Genomic DNA, 18,994 nt, shown 5'->3' with positions numbered 1-18,994 from the left:
CATGATACGTTCGTTATGGATTTCTAAAACAGGGTTGAATGCACAACAAACCAAGATGGATGTTATTGCCAATAATTTGGCAAACGTCAGCACCAACGGTTTTAAGCGCTCTCGCGCTGTTTTTGAGGATTTAATGTATCAAACGATACGGCAACCCGGCGCACAATCATCGCAGCAAACACAATTGCCAACGGGTCTACAATTAGGCACTGGTGTTAAACCTGTTGCTACTGAAAGCGTATTTATTCAGGGGGCACCACAACCCACCGATAATTCACGTGATATTTTTATCAATGGCGCTGGTTTTTTCCAAATTTTGCTTCCCGACGGAACAACTGCATACACTCGTGACGGTGCTTTTCAGTCAGATATTAACGGGCAAGTTGTAACATCAAGCGGCTATCCAGTTCAACCCGTCATTACCGTGCCTCCCAATGCGATTGATATAACAGTAGCTCGAGATGGCACAGTTTCTGCAACAATGCCTGGTAGTGTCGCACCCATTCAGGTCGGAAATATACAGCTTGCAAGTTTCATTAATCCTGCGGGATTGCAGAAAATAGGTGAAAACCTCTATTTAGAAACCGCTTCCAGCGGAACACCCAATCAAAATTCTCCCGGCACCAATGGCCTAGGAACAGTAATGCAACGTTATGTAGAAGCGTCTAATGTCAATGTGGTGGAAGAACTGGTCAACATGATCCAAACACAACGCGCATATGAAATGAACTCAAAATCCATTGAAACTTCGGATCAAATGTTGCAACGGCTAGCTCAAATATAACGTGATGATTAAGTAAGGCACTACTATGCCAACAACTATGGACAAAGAAAGCAAGAATCAGTGCCGCTGGATTTATGCATCGGTGTTTGCTTGCTTTATGACAGGTTGCAATACACTAATGACCCCATCCACTGTGACATATCAACCTTACACACTAAGGCCTCCGCAACAGAGCGCCTTAGCAGCGCAACCTAATGGCGCCATCGCTCAGTCCATAAATAGCACGATCAATGGTGTCCGCTACACACCTTTATTTGAGGACCGTCGGGCACGGGTAGTTGGGGACACCATTATGGTTAATCTTAGAGAAAAAACCAATGCGAGTAAAAGCTCCGAGAGTAATATCGACCGGTCTGGAAGCATTGATTTCTCGGTACCAAATTTTTTGGGTATTCCTCTTACACTTTTATCAAAAAATGCCACCATCAAAGCCAACAGCAATAATAAGTTTGATGGCGGCGGCGGAAGCTCAAGTAAAAATGACTTTAATGGCACAATTACAGTAACGGTCATTGAAGCATTACCTAATGGGAATCTGGTCGTCAGCGGTGAAAAACAAATAGGCATTAACCAAGGGCAAGAATTCATAAGGCTCTCGGGTGTTATAAATCCAATACACATTATCGGCAATACGATTTCTTCCACGCAAATAGCTGATGCGCGGATCGAATATAGAGGTACCGGATACGTCGATGAAGTGCAAACAATGGGATGGTTATCCCGATTCTTCTTATCCATTTCCCCTTTCTAAACAAATCCTGTGCACAAAATCCATTATCAAACGATATTATGAAAACACAACAGATCCTTACCCGACTGACACTTGTTTTTACTCTTCTTCTTTTACCTGGATTATGCATGGCTGACCGCGTGAAGGATTTAGCCTCCATCCAAGGTGTGCGTAGCAATCAACTCATAGGCTATGGACTTGTAGTAGGGCTTGATGGCAGCGGTGACATGACAACACAAACACCATTTACGGTGCAAAGCGTCATTTCTATGTTGGGTCAATTAGGTATAAATTTACCACCTGGCACCAATTTGCAATTACGTAATGTTGCTGCAGTCATGGTAACCGCAACATTACCTGCATTTACAAAACCTGGGCAACAAATTGATGTCACAGTATCTTCCATGGGCAATGCAAAAAGCTTGCGCGGGGGCACACTGTTAATGACGCCACTCAAAGGTATCGATAACCAAGTTTATGCGTTCGCTCAAGGAAATGTCTTAGTAGGCGGTGTCGGTGCAGCAGCCGGCGGCAGTAGTGTACAAGTTAATCATTTAAGTGTAGGCCGCGTAACAGGTGGAGCCTTGGTAGAACGTGAAATACTCACAACTGTCGGACAAGGCGATTACATTAATCTGGAGCTAAATTCGACGGACTTTACAACCGTTCATCGCATCGTGGATGCGATCAATCAACTATACCCTTCCACTGCAACGCCCATTGATGGCCGAATGGTTCAAGTTAGAGCACCTATTGACAATAGCCAGCGCATTGCATTTATCGCAAAAATTGAAAGCTTAGATATCAATCCTGCAAAACCTACTGCTAAAGTTATTGTTAACTCCAGAACAGGTTCTGTAGCAATGAATCAAACTGTCACTCTCGAACCCAGCGCTATTGCACATGGTAATTTATCAATCATCATAAATACAGAGCCCGTTATTAGTCAGCCGGGCCCGCTTGCTCAGCGTGGAGAAACTGTCGTTACGCAACGTTCGCAAGTAGAAATACGCACGGAAGAAGGAAATTTGATGTTACTACCAAATGGTGCCAATCTAGGCGAAGTTGTAAAAGCCTTGACAGCCATAGGCGCAACCACACAAGATTTACTTTCTATATTACAAGCGTTAAAGGCAGCTGGTTCTTTGCGTGCAGATCTGGAAATAATCTAATCTCATTTTTATAAGGACGAATAATCATGATTATTTCACCCGATATCTCAAGCAGGCTCGCGATTGATGCCAGGAGCATTGATGAATTGCAAGTGCTAGCCAAAAGAAATCCAGATAATGCTTTACAAAAAGTTGCACAACAATTTGAAGGGCTATTTATGCACATGCTTCTAAAAAGTATGCGCGAAGCTACGCCAAAAGATGGGTTATTTGATAGTCAGCAAACACAATTCTTTACCCAAATGTATGACCAGCAATTGGCGCAGCATATATCAAAAAGAGGCATCGGTATTGCAGATATGATGGTAAAACAACTATCACGGTCCCACGCATTAGGAGCTTCTATTTCTAATGAAGTTAACCCGACACTACCTACAACTGATCCGAATAAAAAGTTACCCATTATTCCGGGCATGCATCCCAATGATGAATCTCAACAGCTATGGCCTACATTAAAAAGCACTCCAAATATTAGCTCTATCGGCACACCTAATATCGCTAATACACGAACGGAATCCTCCTCTCTTTCAAAGCAATCGGAATTAACAAACAGTAAATTATCTAATCAAATCAGCAGTTTTATCGACAGACTCTTACCTCATGCAAAAGTTGCCACTCAATCAACGGGCATTCCTTCTCAATTTATCCTAGCGCAGGCTGCTTTAGAAAGCGGTTGGGGTAAACATGAAATTCGGCGTGCGGACAACAAGCCTAGTTACAACCTATTTGGTATTAAAGCTGGAGCAAACTGGAAAGGGGAAGTTATCGAGACAGTAACAACCGAGTACATCAATGGTGCTCCACAAAGAATTGTCGAAAAATTTCGTGCCTATAATTCATATGCAGAAGGGTTCAGTGATTATGCCAAGTTGCTATCGGACAATCCACGATATGCCAAAGTTGTAAAAAATACCGACGCCATTGCATTTGCAAATGGCTTGCAGCAAGCAGGTTATGCAACAGATCCACTTTATGCAGACAAATTAATTAAGATAATTAATAACGAAGCAATACAAAATCGAAAATTTATTTAATTACTTAAAATCTGCTTAATACTTCTTTCGTTGCGTCGATATAACGAATATGGCTCTCTAAAAATACGAACTTAGATAATATTATGGGAAATATTCTAAATATTGGTATCTCTGGCCTTCTAACTGCACAGAATCAATTGCAGACAACCAGCCATAACATAAGCAATGCCAATACGCCTGGCTTTAAGCGACAAGAGGTACTGCAAGGCACTAATGCTCCGCAATCATTTGGCACTGGATTTGTAGGAAAAGGGGTTCATACAACCACCATACAACGCATATATAGTCAATTTCTCGTGTCGCAATCTCTGCAGGTTCAAACACAAAGTCAATTGCTGGATACCAATTATGCGGAAATAAAGCAACTTGACAATATGCTGGCTGAAGCGACTTCTGGTTTATCACCAACATTACAGAAATTTTTTAATGCCATACAGGATGTCGCCACAAACCCTTCTTTAACATCCTCGCGCCAATCCATATTAAGTAGCTCAGAAGCTCTTGTTGCGCGCTTCCAAAGCTTGGATCAGCGAATGTTTCAAATTAAAAGTGGAGTAAATGAGCAAATAACCAGCAACATTGACGAAATAAATTCACTAGCAAAGCAAGTAGCTGAAGTTAACCAACAAATCATAGTAGCTGAAGGTTCTACTGCTGGACAACCTCCTAACGATATGCTTGACCAAAGAGATGAACTTATCAATCAAATCAGCAAACTGGTAAACACTGACACAGTAAGACAAGGTGATGGCAGTATGAATGTTTATATTGGCAATGGTCAAGCAATAGTTGTTGGTTCTAGAGCGATATCACTCAAAACAATACAATCTCCCGATAATCCGAGCAATTTAACATTAGGCATAGTTAGCGGTGGAAGTACTATTCAATTACCTGAAGAACAAATAAACGGAGGATCTTTAGGGGGCCTATTCGCATTTCGCAGTAATACCCTTGAAAATGCGCAGAGCTCATTAGGAAGAATCGCAATAACATTGGCACAAAATTTTAATGAGCAACACCACTTAGGCGTAGACCTTAATGGTGAAATGGGCGGTGACTTTTTTACAGTATCTTCACCGAAAATTATTTCTTCTTTGATAAATAGCGGAACATCAAGTATTTCTGCCTCGATCACTGATTTTGGAAATTTAACGACAAGCGATTACCAATTCTCTTATGACGGAACGAATTATACTTTGATGAGATTATCCGACAAAAGCTCTATCAGTAGCGCAACAATGCCTTCACCTGCCTCTCCATTAACTCTTGATGGAGTAACCGTTACCAATGCAAGCATTCTAGCCAACGAAAGATTTCTAATTCAGCCAACGATAAATGGTGCCAGAGATATTGCGGTTAACATTAAAGATACCGCTAAAATAGCTGCAGCAGGCCCTAATCGCACTGGTTCGGCTTTATCAAATACCGGCACAGGCCTCATCAGCGCTGGGAATGTAACGGCATTTCCTGCCGATCCCAATCTCCAACAACCGCTGACGATCACATTTCACACGCCTTATGATGGTCAATACAATGTAACCGGATTGGGTTCCGGGCTGCCAGCAATTAATCAAACTTACACTTCAGGAGCTGATATCACATTTAATGGATATACCTTTCAGATTAGTGGTGAACCTGCAAGTGGAGATATTTTCACAATAACACCTAATAGCAATGGCTTTGCAGACAATCGTAACATACTCCAATTAGGTACTTTACAAACAAAAAACACCATGGATGGCGGTTCTGCTACTTATCAATCCTCTTATGGGCAACTGGTTTCTCTAATAGGTAACAAAACGCGCGAACTAGAAGTAACAAGTAAGGCTCAGGCAAATTTATTAACACAAACTAAAAATTCAATGGAGTCGATTTCGGGTGTTAACTTGGACGAAGAGGCCGCTAATTTGATGCGATATCAACAAGTCTATCAAGCCTCGAGCAAAATTATTGAAATCAGTGAAAAACTGTTTAACTCAATTCTACAGCTTGGTTAATAAGGAGCAATAGAATGCGCATCAGTTCAAATACTATATATGAAACGGGAACGAATTTAATGCTTCAGCAACAAGACTCATTAATCAAAACTCAACAGCAACTCTCAACTGGAAGGCGAGTATTAACACCTTCTGATGATCCCATTTCTGCCACACAGGCATTAAATATCAGTCAATCTATATCACTTAACAAGCAATACTCGGTTAATCGTACAACCGCAGATTTATCATTGAAGCTTGAAGAAAACGTATTAAAAAAAGTGACATCATTGCTACAAGATGTGCATGAATCTGCAGTACGTGCAGGAACTGCCTCATTCAGTAATGCTGATCGAATAACTGTCGCAACGGAAATGCGCAGCCAACTGGAATCTCTTGTCGGATTAGCGAATGCAACTGATGAGAAAGGCCAATTCCTATTTTCAGGATATCAAGCGAACACAAAACCTTTTAGTCAAACCGGGTTGAATGTACAGTACCAGGGAGATCAAGGACAAAGGTTAAGTCAGGTGAGCTTTTCACGCCAATTGGCTGTGAGCGATCCAGGAACCGACATCTTTGAGCGAATCAAAAATGGTAATGGCGTCTTTGCCACTGCGGCTCACCCTCTAAACGCAGGAACAGGAGTTGTCGATGCAGGATCTGTAGTTAATCCAGGCAGCTTAACGGGTAATAGCTATGAAATAAGCTTTTCCATTGTGGCAGGAGTTACAACTTATGATGTTATCAATACAACGACATCAACAACCGTTTCATCTGGTAATTCTTATAGTAACAGCAGCAGTACAATTAATTTCGACGGAATCCAATTTAATATCAAAGGAGATCCTGTCAATGGTGATAAATTTACTGTATCCCCTAGCACTAACAAAAGCATATTCCAGACCGTTAGTAATTTAATTTCAGCACTAGAAAAACCCGCTGCCGGCCAACCTGACGGCACTCGTTTTGCAAACGTTTTAAGTTCTACACTACAAGATATCAGCAATAGCTTAGAAAATGTACTCACTAAACAATCAGCTATCGGATCAAGGCTTCAAGAGATTGATGCACTAGAAAGCGTAGGAAGCGATCAAGAGATTCAATTTGAGGGCTTATTGTCAAATCTACAAGATGTTGACTTTGCAAAATCGATATCAGATTTACAACGACAACAACTCTATCTTCAAGCCGCTCAACAATCATACGTAAAAATTTCTAGCTTATCGTTATTTAATTACATATAACTCCAAATAACTCTAACTCAAGCGTCGAATACTCTGATAACCAATGTCCCGACGAAACTGACAATCCTTGAAAGAAATCTTATCTACTAACTGATAACTATTTTGTTGCGCAATTTTGACTGTCTCGCCCAATGCCGTAACACATAGTACGCGCCCCCCAGCAGTAACAATCTCATCACTAGTACCATTCTTCCGAATAACAGTACCGGAATGAAAAACATGGAAATCGTTATTATCTTTTTGCGCAAGCATTGATTCCGTTAGCCCTTGAATAACATCGTTTCTCCTTGGATTCTCAGGATAACCATGCGCAGCAATCACAACCCCTAATGCAATTCGCGAATCCCATTCAATCAATGCATTATCCAAAGTTTCATTAACAGCATGCTCTATGATTGAAAAAAAATCACTCTTGAGTCGAAGCATAATTGGTTGTGTTTCGGGATCACCCAGTCGACAATTAAACTCCAAAACCTTTGGTTGTTCATTCTGAGAAATCATAAGCCCGGCATATAAAAAACCACGATATTGAATATTCTCTTGCCTCATTCCATCAATCGCGGGATGAATGATTTCTTGCATAATCTTTTCATGAAGCGTGGATGATACAAAAGGTGTAGGTGAATATGCACCCATTCCACCAGTATTAGGACCCTGATCTCCATCATAGAGCCGTTTGTGATCCTGACTATTCGCTAGCGGCAATACATATTGCCCATCCGTCATAACAATAAAGCTGACTTCTGTGCCCTGAAGAAATTCCTCTATGAGAATTTCATTTCCTGCATTTCCTAAGCTTTTGGCAACAAGAATAGCATCCACAGCACTATGTGCTTGCTCTTTCGTTTCTGCAACCACTACTCCTTTCCCAGAAGCTAAGCCATTTGCTTTAATAACAAGCGGTGCGGGATTTTCATCAATATAACGATGAGCACATAATGCATCGGTAAATCGCATATACCCTGCTGTTGGAATTTTATGTCGCAACATGAATTCCTTAGCAAAAATTTTTGATGTCTCAAGTTGCGCAGCCTGCCAAGTCGGTCCAAAAATTTTTAATCGCGCTTTTTCGAAGTCATTAACTATGCCATTAGCCAGCGGTGCCTCGGGACCAACGATAGTAATGGCTATAGATTCTTTTTGCGCAAATTCAACAAGCTCAGGAATTTCGGTTATTCCAACATTTTCAACACCTGGTTCTAGTGCTGTACCTGCATTGCCTGGCACCACAAATACTTTATCAACACGAGGAGATTGCTTTAATTTCCATGCAATCGCATGCTCCCTACCACCGCCACCAATAACCAATACTCTCATAATTATTAAAACAAATTAGTGCCTAAAATGACGAATATTTGTAAACACCATTGCAATACCTTGTTCATCGGCTGCCGCAATAACTTCGTTATCTCGAATACTGCCGCCTGGTTGAATCACAGCGATTGCACCAGCCTGTGCCACAACATCCAAGCCATCTCGGAAAGGGAAAAAAGCATCTGAAGCAACAACAGAGCCTGATAATAAAAGATTAGCTTGCTGAGCTTTAATAGATGCAATACGTGCACTATCTACACGACTCATCTGCCCAGCACCTATACCTACAGTTTGACCCTCACGACAAAACACAATGGCATTCGATTTGATAAATTTCGCCACGCGCCATGCAAACAATAAATCTGCAAGTTGCTGTGCGGTTGGCTTTACCTGTGTAACGACCTGTAAATCTGACTCGGTAACATTTTTTATATCTGGAGTCTGCACCAAAATGCCTCCACCAATTCGCTTCAAATCATACTGATGAAAATGATTCTCTAATGACACAATCAATACGCGAATGTTATTTTTTTGCCCCAAAACTTGTTGTGCTTCAGATGATATTTGTGGAGCAATGATGACTTCAACGAATTGCTTCAAAACGAATTCTGCCGTTTCTTTATCTAGCGGTCGATTGAATGCAATAATACCGCCAAAAGCAGAAACGGGATCTGTAGCAAAAGCACGTTGATAGGCTTGCAAAGTTGTTTCTGCAATAGCCACTCCACAAGGATTTGCATGCTTCACAATCACGCAAGCTGGTTGATGAAAAGTCTTGACACATTCCCATGCAGCGTCTGTATCTGCGATGTTGTTATAAGATAACTCCTTGCCTTGTAGTTGCTCATAATTCGCCAAGCTACCAGATACCGTTACCTCGTCACGATAAAAAGCTGCTTTCTGATGAGGATTTTCGCCATAGCGCAATTCCTGGACAAGATGAAAGTTTAAATTGAGAGAATCAGGAAAATTTTTGTCGATACCGGTAAGATAGTTACTGATAACACTATCATAAGAAGCCGTGTGAGAAAATGCCTTTTTCGCTAAACTCAAACGAGTTGCCTCACCAATCTTTCCATGGCACGCTTCCAGCTCTTCACAAACGGAAGAATAATCAAGTGGATCGGTAACAATAGCAACCTTTTGGTAATTTTTTGCAGCTGCCCTTATCATAGTTGGACCACCGATATCAATGTTTTCAATCGCCTCGCTCAAGCTGCAATCTGGTTTTGCAATAGTTTTCTTAAACGGATAAAGATTAACAACAACCAAATCGATATTGGGAATTCCTGATTCTTCAAGCGCTTGCTGATGTTCTACTAAATCGTTACGAGCCAATATTCCTGCGTGGATTTTCGGATGCAAAGTTTTAACACGACCATCCAGCATTTCAGGAAAGCCAGTATGATCACTAACCTCCGTTACGGCTAATCCTTTTTCTCGCAATAATTGAGCCGTTCCACCCGTAGATAGTATCTTAATACCATTCTGAATCAATCGTTGAGCGAAATCTACTATTCCTGTTTTATCGGAAACACTCAGGAGTGCATATTGAATAGTCATTTAATTTGATATTGTTTCATTTTTTGGCGTAATGTATTACGGTTTATTCCCAGCAATTCCGCTGCCTGAGTTTGATTACCCCTAGTATGTTGAATTGCTATTTCAATCAAAGGTCTCTCAACGCTATGAATAACCATACTATATAGTTCCCCCGGCTTCTCTCCGTCTAGATCACCCAGATAGGTACCGATAGCTTTGCGAATACACGTTGCAATTTCATTCTCCTTCACTGCGCTCATGAACTGATCCCTCTCCTTCTATATAACTCAATCTTTGGCCTTTCTCGGCTAATTCAGAAAAAAATAGATTTATTTCGAAGATTTGCTGTTCACTGGTTTGCAATTGATTCATTTTATGCCGGAAACCGGCAGAACCAACTAAGCCTTTGGTATACCAGGATATATGTTTGCGTGCGATACGCACGCCGGAGTATTCTCCGTAGAAATCATACAAGTCATGTAAATGGTTAATGAGAATTTGGTGTATTTCAGAGACTTTAGGTGATGGTAACTCAGCCTTATTTTGTAAATATTGATCTATCTCACGAAATATCCAAGGACGTCCTTGAGCCGCGCGCCCTATCATAATTGCATCGGCTTTAGTGTATGTAAGTACCCGATCTGCCTTTTCAGGCGTTGTGATATCGCCGTTCGCTATGACCGGGATTTTGACATCAGCTTTAACTGCTGCAATAGTGTCATATTCAGCATTGCCAGTATATGCGCAAGCACGAGTACGGCCATGAATGGCGAGAGCTTGTATTCCTGAATCTTCAGCAATATGCGCAATAATCAAAGCATTTTTATGTTGCTTATCCCAACCTGTACGTATTTTAAGTGTTACTGGAATATCAACTGCTTTAACAACAGTATCAAGAATTTTCCTAACAAGTAATTCATTTTGCAATAAAGCCGAACCCGCCATAACGTTACATATTTTCTTGGCAGGGCACCCCATATTGATATCAATGATCTCAGCTCCCCTTTCAACATTGTAACGAGCCGCATCTGCCAACATTTTGGGGTCAGAACCCGCAATCTGAACGGAAATTGGAGATACTTCACCTTCATGGTTAGCACGACGCTCCGTTTTTTTCGATCCCCACAACAACGAATTACTGGAAACCATTTCAGAAACCGCCATGCCAGCACCCATTTTCTTACATAATTGTCGAAAGGGTCGATCTGTAACACCAGCCATTGGTGCGACAATAAGCTTATTTTTAAAAATATATGAACCGATTTGCATTTAGATTGAATACGTTTCAGGGATAGAAAATATTCTAGGTAATCTACTTTATTAAAAAATAGTTATTAACGATTACATCATTCTTATTAAAACAAAACCATTCTAAAACAATGGTTGGCGTGAATTATAGCGCTTTGATCACCGACAGAGTAGCAACATCGAATAAACTACCCTCTTGCTCCAAAAATCATACGACGAGAAACAAGTCTTTTCAGAGGAGAAACGCAATCTAAGGTGCTTAAACCAAATCCGCAGGCTGATTTTAGTAATGCATGCTCGTTAGAAAAGAGTTTTATAAGCGTATCTGTAAAAATCATGCCTCCATAACTATCGATTTTTCTCTTTTCACTATATTTCGTTAACATAGTAGATGTACCTATTTTACTGACCGTATTGTGCATACTCGATACTTCTCTCGATAACTCATAGGCATCACGTAACCCCAAGTTAAATCCCTGCCCTGCAACTGGATGCAGTGTTTGAGCGGCATTACCTATCAAAACTATTCTTTGCGCTATAATCGAAGGGGCGTATTTTAGCATGAGTGGAAAAGCAGATCTCTCTCCTGCTGCAACAAACTGACCTAACCTATCGCCAAAATGATGGTGCAAACGCTTAAGAAACGCTACATCATCAAGCTCACAAATTTCTTTAGCAATTGAAGATGGCACTGTCCAAACCAAAGCAAAATCTTCCTTATTGGGTAATAATGCTATCGGTCCATCAGGAGTAAAGCGTTCATAAGCAACTCCAACTTGTTTTTTCTCGGCCTTGATATTAGCGATGACTGCCCATTGTTGATAATCTCGGGTTTTATACACGATACCCGGAATAAATTGCGTCAACTTACCGCCATCGGCTAGCACCAGCATTTGGGCATCGACTTTTACTTTCTTTCCTTGATAATCAAAATATACCGTACCTAAATGATCAGAGGTTTCCAATTGAGTTACGGTTGCTCCCGCAATATAATCAATATTGTCCGTAGTTCTTTCCGACAATTCTTGGTACATGGAACGATATAAATCGAAATAGCTGACTACATAACCCAATACTGGAACATTAGCATCCTCCGGTGTAATCAATGTTTGTCCGAAACTGCTCCTGTTAGAGATATGGATGGATGTAATGGGTGTTTTCTGAGTTAATCGATCCCAAACTCTCAGCCGACGTAATATCAATTGACTACCATACGACAATGCCAAGGGCCTGGGATCCCCAATCTCTTCTGGTATACCACGAGCTTCCAATAACAATACCGAAGCATCCGCGTTATGTAAGGCTATTGCTAATGCCATGCCCACAGGACCGCCGCCAATAATGACAATGTCGTAATGATCGTTAGTCATTTTAATTGATCGATAACTGATTAAAAATCGAGATAAAGATTAAACTTGAAAAATCTGTATTGTTTGAACTGGCATCAATATAGATTAACATGTTTGGTGTAAAGTAATTAACAAAAGGCAAAGTGATCGCACGAAAATCCAGTGGCATAATCCGTTTTTTTAATTTATTGCTATCAACATATGATTAATAATAAGGTAAAACTTTTAATACTTAAATTGGTGAGATATACATTGCCATTGCTTTTGGCAACACCTAGCTTTGCAATTGCACTAACTGACAGTGAGCTTGTAAATGCGGCCAATAAAGGTAATATTCGATTGGTAAAACAAATCCTAGACGAAAAGCAAATTCAGTCAGAAGAGCTCAATACAGCATTTGTAGCTGCGGTAAAAAAAGGGCATACAGAAATAGTTGAACGCTTTTTACAAGCAGGGGCAGATATTAGCAGCAAAAATGACGATGACTATACCCCGCTCATGCAAGCTGCACACGATGGCCGTGATGAAATTATAAAGCTTTTATTGAGAGCAGGAGCAGATGTAAATGCTGTCAATGATGAAAAGGACACTGCTTTAATCTTGGCTGCCGGCAAAAATCGAAAGCAGGCAGTAGAATTGCTATTGGCTGCACATGCCAGTGTCAATGCGAAACGAATTAATGGTATGACAGCATTATTATTAGCCGCACAAGAAGGACATCAACAGATTATTCAGATGTTGTTGGATGCGGGTGCGGAAAAAGACTATCAGTTGGAAAACGGCGCTACTGCATTGATGATTGCGGCACAACACGGTCATTTACGAGCGGTATATACCCTTATTGCAGCAAAAGCGAATTTAAACTTAAAAAGCAGCAATGGAATGACTGCACTAATGCTTGCCGAACGATACCGATTTAGTGAGATAGCAGAGATACTGAAAAAATCTGGCGCCATAAGATAAACCAATCTACGACAATATCAATAGAAGCATGCTCTATCAACAGCACATCTTATTCGATTCAAATCCACGATAGATGCTATAAATCGCCTTTTTATTACCCAGGAAAACAATTATGAAAACATTGTCTTATATTTTTTTTATTGCAGTTATTGGATTGATTATTGGTTGCGATAATAATTCCGTAGCCGATAAATCCGACACTCAAGGCAAAGCAACCGTTTCAGATGAAATCACGCGCTTAGGAGAAATCCCCTCTTCGCTTTCAGAAGGTTTATCGGATGAAGAAAAAAGTGAATTAAAGAAACAAATCTTCCCCCAAGAGCTAGATAATGATTCTGAAGCTGCTGAAAAAAAATTTAAGATGCTAGTAGAAAATGCAAAAGCAGGAAATGCGGAAGCACAAAACAATCTAGGTGTAATGTACTATACCGGTGAAGCCATTTCAAAAAGCCCTTCAGGAAAAATTCTCGACAATGACCCAGAGCTTGCGGCTGGATGGTTTTATCGTGCTGCAGAACAAGGATATGCCGATGCCCAATTCAATTTAGGATTGATGTATGTAAACGGTGAAGGCGTTGAAAAAGATATGAATCATGCAGTTGAATTATTTAAAAAAGCGGCAGAACAAGGCCATATAGATGCCCAAAATAATTTGGGCGCAATGTATTTTACTGGAGAAGGTGTCAACAGAGATGAAAAAGAAGCTATCAAATGGTTTGAGAAAGCTGCATCACAAGGGAATTCAGATGCTCAAGCCAATCTCGATGCAATCAAAGCAAACCAATGATACTCATTATTAAGTTTCGTTAATAGTGATTAGTTAATTCCAAGTACAGCGCCTTTTGCAACACCCTATCCCTTATCGCTACAGCTTTAGCGATAAGGGATATCACAAACCAAGAAACCTAAATTGACCGCAGTCTGGCTTACAATAAGTAATAACTCAATACGCATTATCTTTACGAACAACAGTCCAAACGGTTCGAATAATAATCCAGAAATCGAGCCAAATCGACCAATTCTTCAAGTAATATAAGTCATGTTCAATGCGAGCTTTCATTTTCTCTAATACCTCAGTTTCTCCACGCCAACCATTAACCTGGGCCCAGCCTGTGATTCCCGGTTTCGCTTTGTGGCGTAACATATAACCTTTAATTAGCTTTCGATACAATTCGTTATGTGCAACTGCATGGGGACGTGGACCGACAATACTCATGCGTCCTTGTAGTACATTGATAAATTGTGGCAATTCATCCAGCGAAGTACGGCGTAAAAAACCACCAATCTTTGTAAAACGCTGATCATCTTTCGTTGCCTGCGTCACATTAACGCCATCTTCAGCAACAGTCATCGAACGAAATTTATACACAATAATTTCTTCGCCATTTAAACCATAACGTCGTTGCCTGAAAATAATCGGACCAGGCGAAGTCAACTTCACTGCAATTGCAATACCCAGCATTAGCGGTAATAAAAGGATCAAAATAATTATCGATAAAATGAAGTCGCTGGTATTCTTCACTACCCCATCAACACCAACGAACGGTGATTCATTCATGGACACAACCGGAGCATCCCCAAAATAATCAAATCGAGCTTGCATTAAATCGAAAACATAAATATCGGGAAGGAAATATACAGAAGCTGTAGTGTCAGGAATTTCATCCATCAATTTCTGAATACGTGGCTGAGAAGACATTGGCAAACTGATGAATACCATCTCGATGTTATATTTGTGAATATAAGCAATCACATCGCTGAGACCACCTAAATGCCGACCAAAACAATTATCAGGCGTATCGATAATACGTGAGTGAACACGTCCATCGAAATAACCATGATAGCTGATCAATAAGAAAGGTATTTCTTCGATATGTTTAATGAATTCAAGGCTCGTTTCATTAGCGCCTATCACGATCGCTGAACGCAAATGATCCTTTGCATAAAGCCAGGAAATAATGCTACGCCCTATAATGTGGCTAATAATGAGTGTAATAGGCGTTACAACAAACCAAGTCAACAGTACTTGATGAGAAAATTGATCGTGAAATTTAGTTGCGTATCCCAGAAAGACAATAATGCCAACAATCATTATCCATCCGATCACAGTATCACGCATATAAGCAAGTAATCCACCTTTACGCCAATTTCGGTAGACCATGGTGCGTTCGTATATATAGGATGAAATAAAAAACGTGATAATTACCAATACAAGATAGTAACTCGTAAAATCCTCGTCATAGAACCAAGTTGTCAGTATCAACATGCCCCATATAATAAAAGGATCAAGCAGGTGCTTAAAAAAAGCTACTATCGGTAAATCGTTACTTGTCATCGTTTTCCATACACATACTGCAAATTAGCGGTAACGCCATTTGCATTAAAACCACCCACCACAGCATCAGTACTTAAATCAGAATGAAAAATAGAAGTACTTAATACCAAACTTGGATGGGGTAGGTAAACTGCTCTCAAGGCCACATTTCGAAATGTATTTTTAGTACCAGTAACCTCCGCATTGTCAAAAAGAGCTGTGAGTCGATCGAATTTCCTTTTTTCGTAAGATAAATCCCCTTCAAACCGAATTTTTTCGGTAATCTGCCAGTAGGGATGCACGCTGACACCGGTGTTTAAGCTGAAGTTCGCGGTTAAGTTACCCATGGCAGAAGTTATACGCCAACCGTTAACGCTGAACCCCAGTTTCTCTGTCATTTTCCAAGTATAAATACCACGTGCATTAAATCCACTAAAATTACGCTGTTTAAGGCTTTTGTTTAAGCGCTCAACCCACCCCCCTGTCACCAAAAAATGGGATTTCTCAGTAACGGCCCAACTCACTTTCCCCATGACCTCTTTTTGATCAAAATCGCTGCTTATTGGAATTCCGTCAGGACCGACACTAGGTGCTTGGGAAAAATCCCCTATGATGTACCGGAAAAGCACGCCAACGGTATTCCTACCATATGTAACATAATCGATTCCACCTTCAAAACGATTTTCAGTACGAGCAAGATTCCTCGCCCGTTGACTAGCAGCAAGATCGGTTTTACCTATATCCTGATCATAGCGGAGATATTCACCGTTAAAACGCCATCGCGGATGAATTGTCCATACACCATTGACAAATTGTGTTTGTTGAGTACGAAGAATTTTAGCGCCTGGCTGAAATAAAAATGGCATTAATGATTCGTTGTAAGTCACTCCCACATTACCTTCCAATCTTTTACCAACGACCCAATTCCAACTACCAGCAGCATTCTTAAAATCTTGACTCATGTCGCTGAATCTTTCAAATTTGTTATAAGCCCAGTTCAAATCACCAGTGAATCGCTGACGACCAAATTCTTTGTTAAGTAGAACTCCCCCTACAAATCGATTGGTAATATCAGATTTATGGCCTTTTAAAAGCTCATCTTTTACTTGGGATTCATCCAATTGATTTGGATTAGACCTTTTACGAATCCTCATTATATTGTCATCGACGACAAGTCCGTAAGTAAAATAAGGCTGGATGACTCTACCAAGTCCCAACGTCGATGGCTGCAGAAACTTAGCAAAATCCTCCGCAGCAACATTTGAACTGGCAAGCATTGATAAATAAATTATCGCGATAATGCGTATTCGAAATAGACATGAAATCACATCATAGAATCCATTACACATATATTCTGGAGTATATAAAAATAACGATTTGAAGCTTCATTTGCAACTTTCCCCCCTTTAAAACTCACTAGTACTTTCCAGCCGGCGCATCACTTCGTACGACACTTTCGCATTAATCATATTCTCATAAAATTATTGTAAACAATATTTTTTCTAGGCATTTTCACAAAAACCGCCTAAATTGTTTGTTATTTTTACCAATCAGAAAACTATTGCTCTTAACTAGCAAGAAAAATATTTCCTGATTTTTGTAATTGAGAAATCGCGAAACTAAACCACAGAACATCAATTTGAAGTCCATCACCGTATATTCTGCAGATTATATAAAAATTTGCATTTCTCAGAAAACAGATTATAATGATAATCATTCTCATTAATAATTCTAACTACTACTTATATTTTATATGAACAAAATACATACTTCTCAGCTCAACAGCATTGATTCTATTTTTTATTCAAAAGGTTCAACAGAAAACACCCAAAAAACTCTGGATAGCGAGTGGTTATTTAAAAATGGTGACATCGTGTTGATATCGCACAAAGGAGAACAGTATTCATTACGATGCACACGTAACGGAAAACTACTTTTGAACAAATAGTATGTGGATTTAAAGCGGTAATCAGGTATATTAATATTGTGAACGAATCGATGAGTAGCATAGTAATTTTGTTATTCTTTCGAAACGATGTTTTGATATTTAATATACCCATACCCGTGCCTTTACCTGTATAGGAGACAACCATGAAAGGTAACACAGAGATTATCCGTCACTTAAATCAGCAATTACTACACGAACTAACCGCTATTAATCAATACTTTCTACATGCCCGCATGTATAAAAACTGGGGATTTCATAGTCTTGGCAAGCATGAATTTGAAGAATCCTGCGAAGAAATGAAGCATGCTGATGAATTAATTGAGCGGATTCTTTTTTTGGAAGGCTTACCCAATTTACAAGATTTGGGCAAGCTAATGATCGGAGAAAGCGCACAAGAATGCGTCGCTTGTGATCTAAAACTTGAAATAATCGCTAGAGAGTCATTACTCAAAGCCATTGCAGCTTGTGAAGACGCAAGCGATTTTATTTCTCGTGAATTATTTAAGCATATACTTGAAGATACTGAAGAACACATCGACTGGTTAGAAACGCAGCTCGATGTTATACAGAAAGTCGGTATTCAAAATTGGTTACAAAGTCAGATGTAAGTTTTTCCAACGCTGCTGGAGTTCTCTTCCTTCTCCAGCAGCTTATTTAGCCAGCCAGCCTAATCCTCCCAGGTCAGCAAGCGATTTTTTCTTTATGAATAAAATTCAGGGGGTTCGATTATGAGAGCATTAAGAAATCCTGTGTTGACAATAAGCAATACGTTTCATTCGATTGCTTCTAATCGATCTTTTGCATTAATCGATAACTTTCTGAGACTCTTCCATAAGAATTTCAAACTTTTATCTTCGTATCGAAAATCAAATATTTCCAAAAACTCCCAACGCCATAAATCGACTCGAAGCTCATTGCAACAAAAATTCCAACCTAGGTTGATCAAAACGTTGTCAGCGGAAAAATACAATACGATCAAGCCGATTAACGTTCAGAATGAATGTGACTTATCAGGCCAATCCGTTCTGTGTATTGGAGGCCGTAAAAACCTTTATATGGAATATGAACGGCTTACCCAAAAAACAGGAGCGCAATTCATGTCCTTTCACGGCGCTCCAGATGATGTATCCATTGAACGATTACTGCAGCTTCTAGAAAAAACAGATATGATCGTTTGTCCGATTGACTGTATCAATCACCAGGTGTTTATTATTGTCAAATGCTATTGCCAGTTCTCTGAAAAACCTTGTGTTATATTAGATCGATCAACATTAACTGCCTTCCGACAAGGAATCCATGCATTAGCAAGTTGGGTAAGTGGATTTACTGGCTTGCCACAAAAAGCTATGGTTAATCTACCGAATAATTGATGA

Annotated in this window: 18 protein-coding genes; 11 read left to right on the top strand and 7 right to left on the bottom strand. The window is 40.0% G+C overall.

Features of this window, described 5'->3' with window-relative positions:
* Position 1 precedes the first annotated feature (1 nt).
* The 6 genes from flgG (at position 2) to flgL (ending at position 6,943) form a co-directional block, all read left to right on the top strand.
* Positions 2-784: a flagellar basal-body rod protein FlgG gene (gene flgG, locus W03_RS02580; RefSeq protein ID WP_244071121.1), complete on the top strand. Its 783-nt coding sequence runs from the start codon at positions 2-4 to the stop codon at positions 782-784.
* 25 nt (positions 785-809) lie between these two features.
* The gene (locus W03_RS02575) at positions 810-1,535 is read left to right on the top strand and encodes a flagellar basal body L-ring protein FlgH (protein ID WP_375792705.1); all 726 of its coding nucleotides are present in this window, start codon (positions 810-812) and stop codon (positions 1,533-1,535) included.
* A 107-nt stretch (positions 1,536-1,642) separates the two neighbouring features.
* Positions 1,643-2,686, top strand: coding sequence for a flagellar basal body P-ring protein FlgI (locus tag W03_RS02570; protein ID WP_244071119.1), 1,044 nt, complete (start codon positions 1,643-1,645; stop codon positions 2,684-2,686).
* A gap of 26 nt (positions 2,687-2,712) precedes the next feature.
* Positions 2,713-3,720 carry a flagellar assembly peptidoglycan hydrolase FlgJ gene (gene flgJ, locus W03_RS02565; RefSeq protein WP_244071117.1) on the top strand — a complete coding sequence of 336 codons (1,008 nt, stop codon included), beginning with the start codon at positions 2,713-2,715 and terminating at the stop codon, positions 3,718-3,720.
* 83 nt (positions 3,721-3,803) lie between these two features.
* Positions 3,804-5,717: a flagellar hook-associated protein FlgK gene (flgK, locus tag W03_RS02560; protein ID WP_244071115.1), complete on the top strand. Its 1,914-nt coding sequence runs from the start codon at positions 3,804-3,806 to the stop codon at positions 5,715-5,717.
* A 14-nt stretch (positions 5,718-5,731) separates the two neighbouring features.
* Entirely contained in the window at positions 5,732-6,943 is a 1,212-nt protein-coding gene (gene flgL / locus W03_RS02555) for a flagellar hook-associated protein FlgL (protein ID WP_244071113.1), read from the top strand.
* 12 nt (positions 6,944-6,955) lie between these two features.
* Here flgL and purD read toward each other — a convergent pair whose 3' ends face one another.
* The 5 genes from purD to W03_RS02530 form a co-directional block, all read right to left on the bottom strand.
* Positions 6,956-8,260 carry a phosphoribosylamine--glycine ligase gene (gene purD, locus W03_RS02550; protein WP_244071111.1) on the bottom strand — a complete coding sequence of 435 codons (1,305 nt, stop codon included), beginning with the start codon at positions 8,258-8,260 and terminating at the stop codon, positions 6,956-6,958.
* A gap of 15 nt (positions 8,261-8,275) precedes the next feature.
* A complete protein-coding gene (gene purH, locus W03_RS02545; RefSeq protein ID WP_244071109.1) occupies positions 8,276-9,820 on the bottom strand; it encodes a bifunctional phosphoribosylaminoimidazolecarboxamide formyltransferase/IMP cyclohydrolase in 1,545 nt (514 codons plus the stop codon).
* Positions 9,817-10,059, bottom strand: a complete 243-nt coding sequence (locus tag W03_RS02540) for a helix-turn-helix domain-containing protein (RefSeq protein WP_244071107.1) — start codon at positions 10,057-10,059, stop codon at positions 9,817-9,819. The genes purH and W03_RS02540 overlap by 4 nt, the downstream gene beginning before the upstream one ends.
* On the bottom strand, positions 10,037-11,068 hold the full coding sequence (gene dusB / locus W03_RS02535) for a tRNA dihydrouridine synthase DusB (RefSeq protein WP_244071105.1): 1,032 nt from the start codon (positions 11,066-11,068) through the stop codon (positions 10,037-10,039). Before dusB ends, W03_RS02540 begins: the two co-directional genes overlap by 23 nt.
* A gap of 167 nt (positions 11,069-11,235) precedes the next feature.
* On the bottom strand, positions 11,236-12,417 hold the full coding sequence (locus tag W03_RS02530; protein ID WP_244071103.1) for an FAD-dependent monooxygenase: 1,182 nt from the start codon (positions 12,415-12,417) through the stop codon (positions 11,236-11,238).
* A 243-nt stretch (positions 12,418-12,660) separates the two neighbouring features.
* Here W03_RS02530 and W03_RS02525 point away from each other — a divergent pair, with 243 nt between their 5' ends.
* The gene (locus W03_RS02525; protein WP_244071101.1) at positions 12,661-13,359 is read left to right on the top strand and encodes an ankyrin repeat domain-containing protein; all 699 of its coding nucleotides are present in this window, start codon (positions 12,661-12,663) and stop codon (positions 13,357-13,359) included.
* Positions 13,360-13,471: 112 nt separating this feature from the next.
* The gene (locus W03_RS02520; RefSeq protein ID WP_244071098.1) at positions 13,472-14,146 is read left to right on the top strand and encodes a tetratricopeptide repeat protein; all 675 of its coding nucleotides are present in this window, start codon (positions 13,472-13,474) and stop codon (positions 14,144-14,146) included.
* 156 nt (positions 14,147-14,302) lie between these two features.
* Here W03_RS02520 and W03_RS02515 read toward each other — a convergent pair whose 3' ends face one another.
* Both W03_RS02515 and W03_RS02510 read right to left on the bottom strand, forming a co-directional pair.
* The gene (locus tag W03_RS02515; RefSeq protein WP_244071096.1) at positions 14,303-15,694 is read right to left on the bottom strand and encodes an undecaprenyl-phosphate glucose phosphotransferase; all 1,392 of its coding nucleotides are present in this window, start codon (positions 15,692-15,694) and stop codon (positions 14,303-14,305) included.
* The gene (locus W03_RS02510; protein ID WP_244071094.1) at positions 15,691-16,950 is read right to left on the bottom strand and encodes a hypothetical protein; all 1,260 of its coding nucleotides are present in this window, start codon (positions 16,948-16,950) and stop codon (positions 15,691-15,693) included. The genes W03_RS02515 and W03_RS02510 overlap by 4 nt, the downstream gene beginning before the upstream one ends.
* A 476-nt stretch (positions 16,951-17,426) precedes the next feature.
* On the opposite strand from W03_RS02510, the gene hemP reads away from it, so the two are divergent.
* From hemP to W03_RS02500, 3 genes are all read left to right on the top strand, one after another.
* Positions 17,427-17,621, top strand: coding sequence for a hemin uptake protein HemP (hemP, locus tag W03_RS13340; protein ID WP_279599989.1), 195 nt, complete (start codon positions 17,427-17,429; stop codon positions 17,619-17,621).
* Between the two features lie 143 nt (positions 17,622-17,764).
* On the top strand, positions 17,765-18,229 hold the full coding sequence (gene bfr / locus W03_RS02505) for a bacterioferritin (protein WP_244071092.1): 465 nt from the start codon (positions 17,765-17,767) through the stop codon (positions 18,227-18,229).
* A gap of 120 nt (positions 18,230-18,349) precedes the next feature.
* Positions 18,350-18,991, top strand: a complete 642-nt coding sequence (locus tag W03_RS02500) for a DUF2325 domain-containing protein (RefSeq protein WP_244071089.1) — start codon at positions 18,350-18,352, stop codon at positions 18,989-18,991.
* The last annotated feature ends 3 nt before the right edge of the window (positions 18,992-18,994 follow it).

Origin of the sequence: Nitrosomonas sp. PY1 (assembly GCF_022836435.1) — a bacterium.
In the GTDB taxonomy this organism is placed as follows: domain Bacteria; phylum Pseudomonadota; class Gammaproteobacteria; order Burkholderiales; family Nitrosomonadaceae; genus Nitrosomonas.
This window is presented reverse-complemented; position numbering and strand designations above follow the sequence as displayed.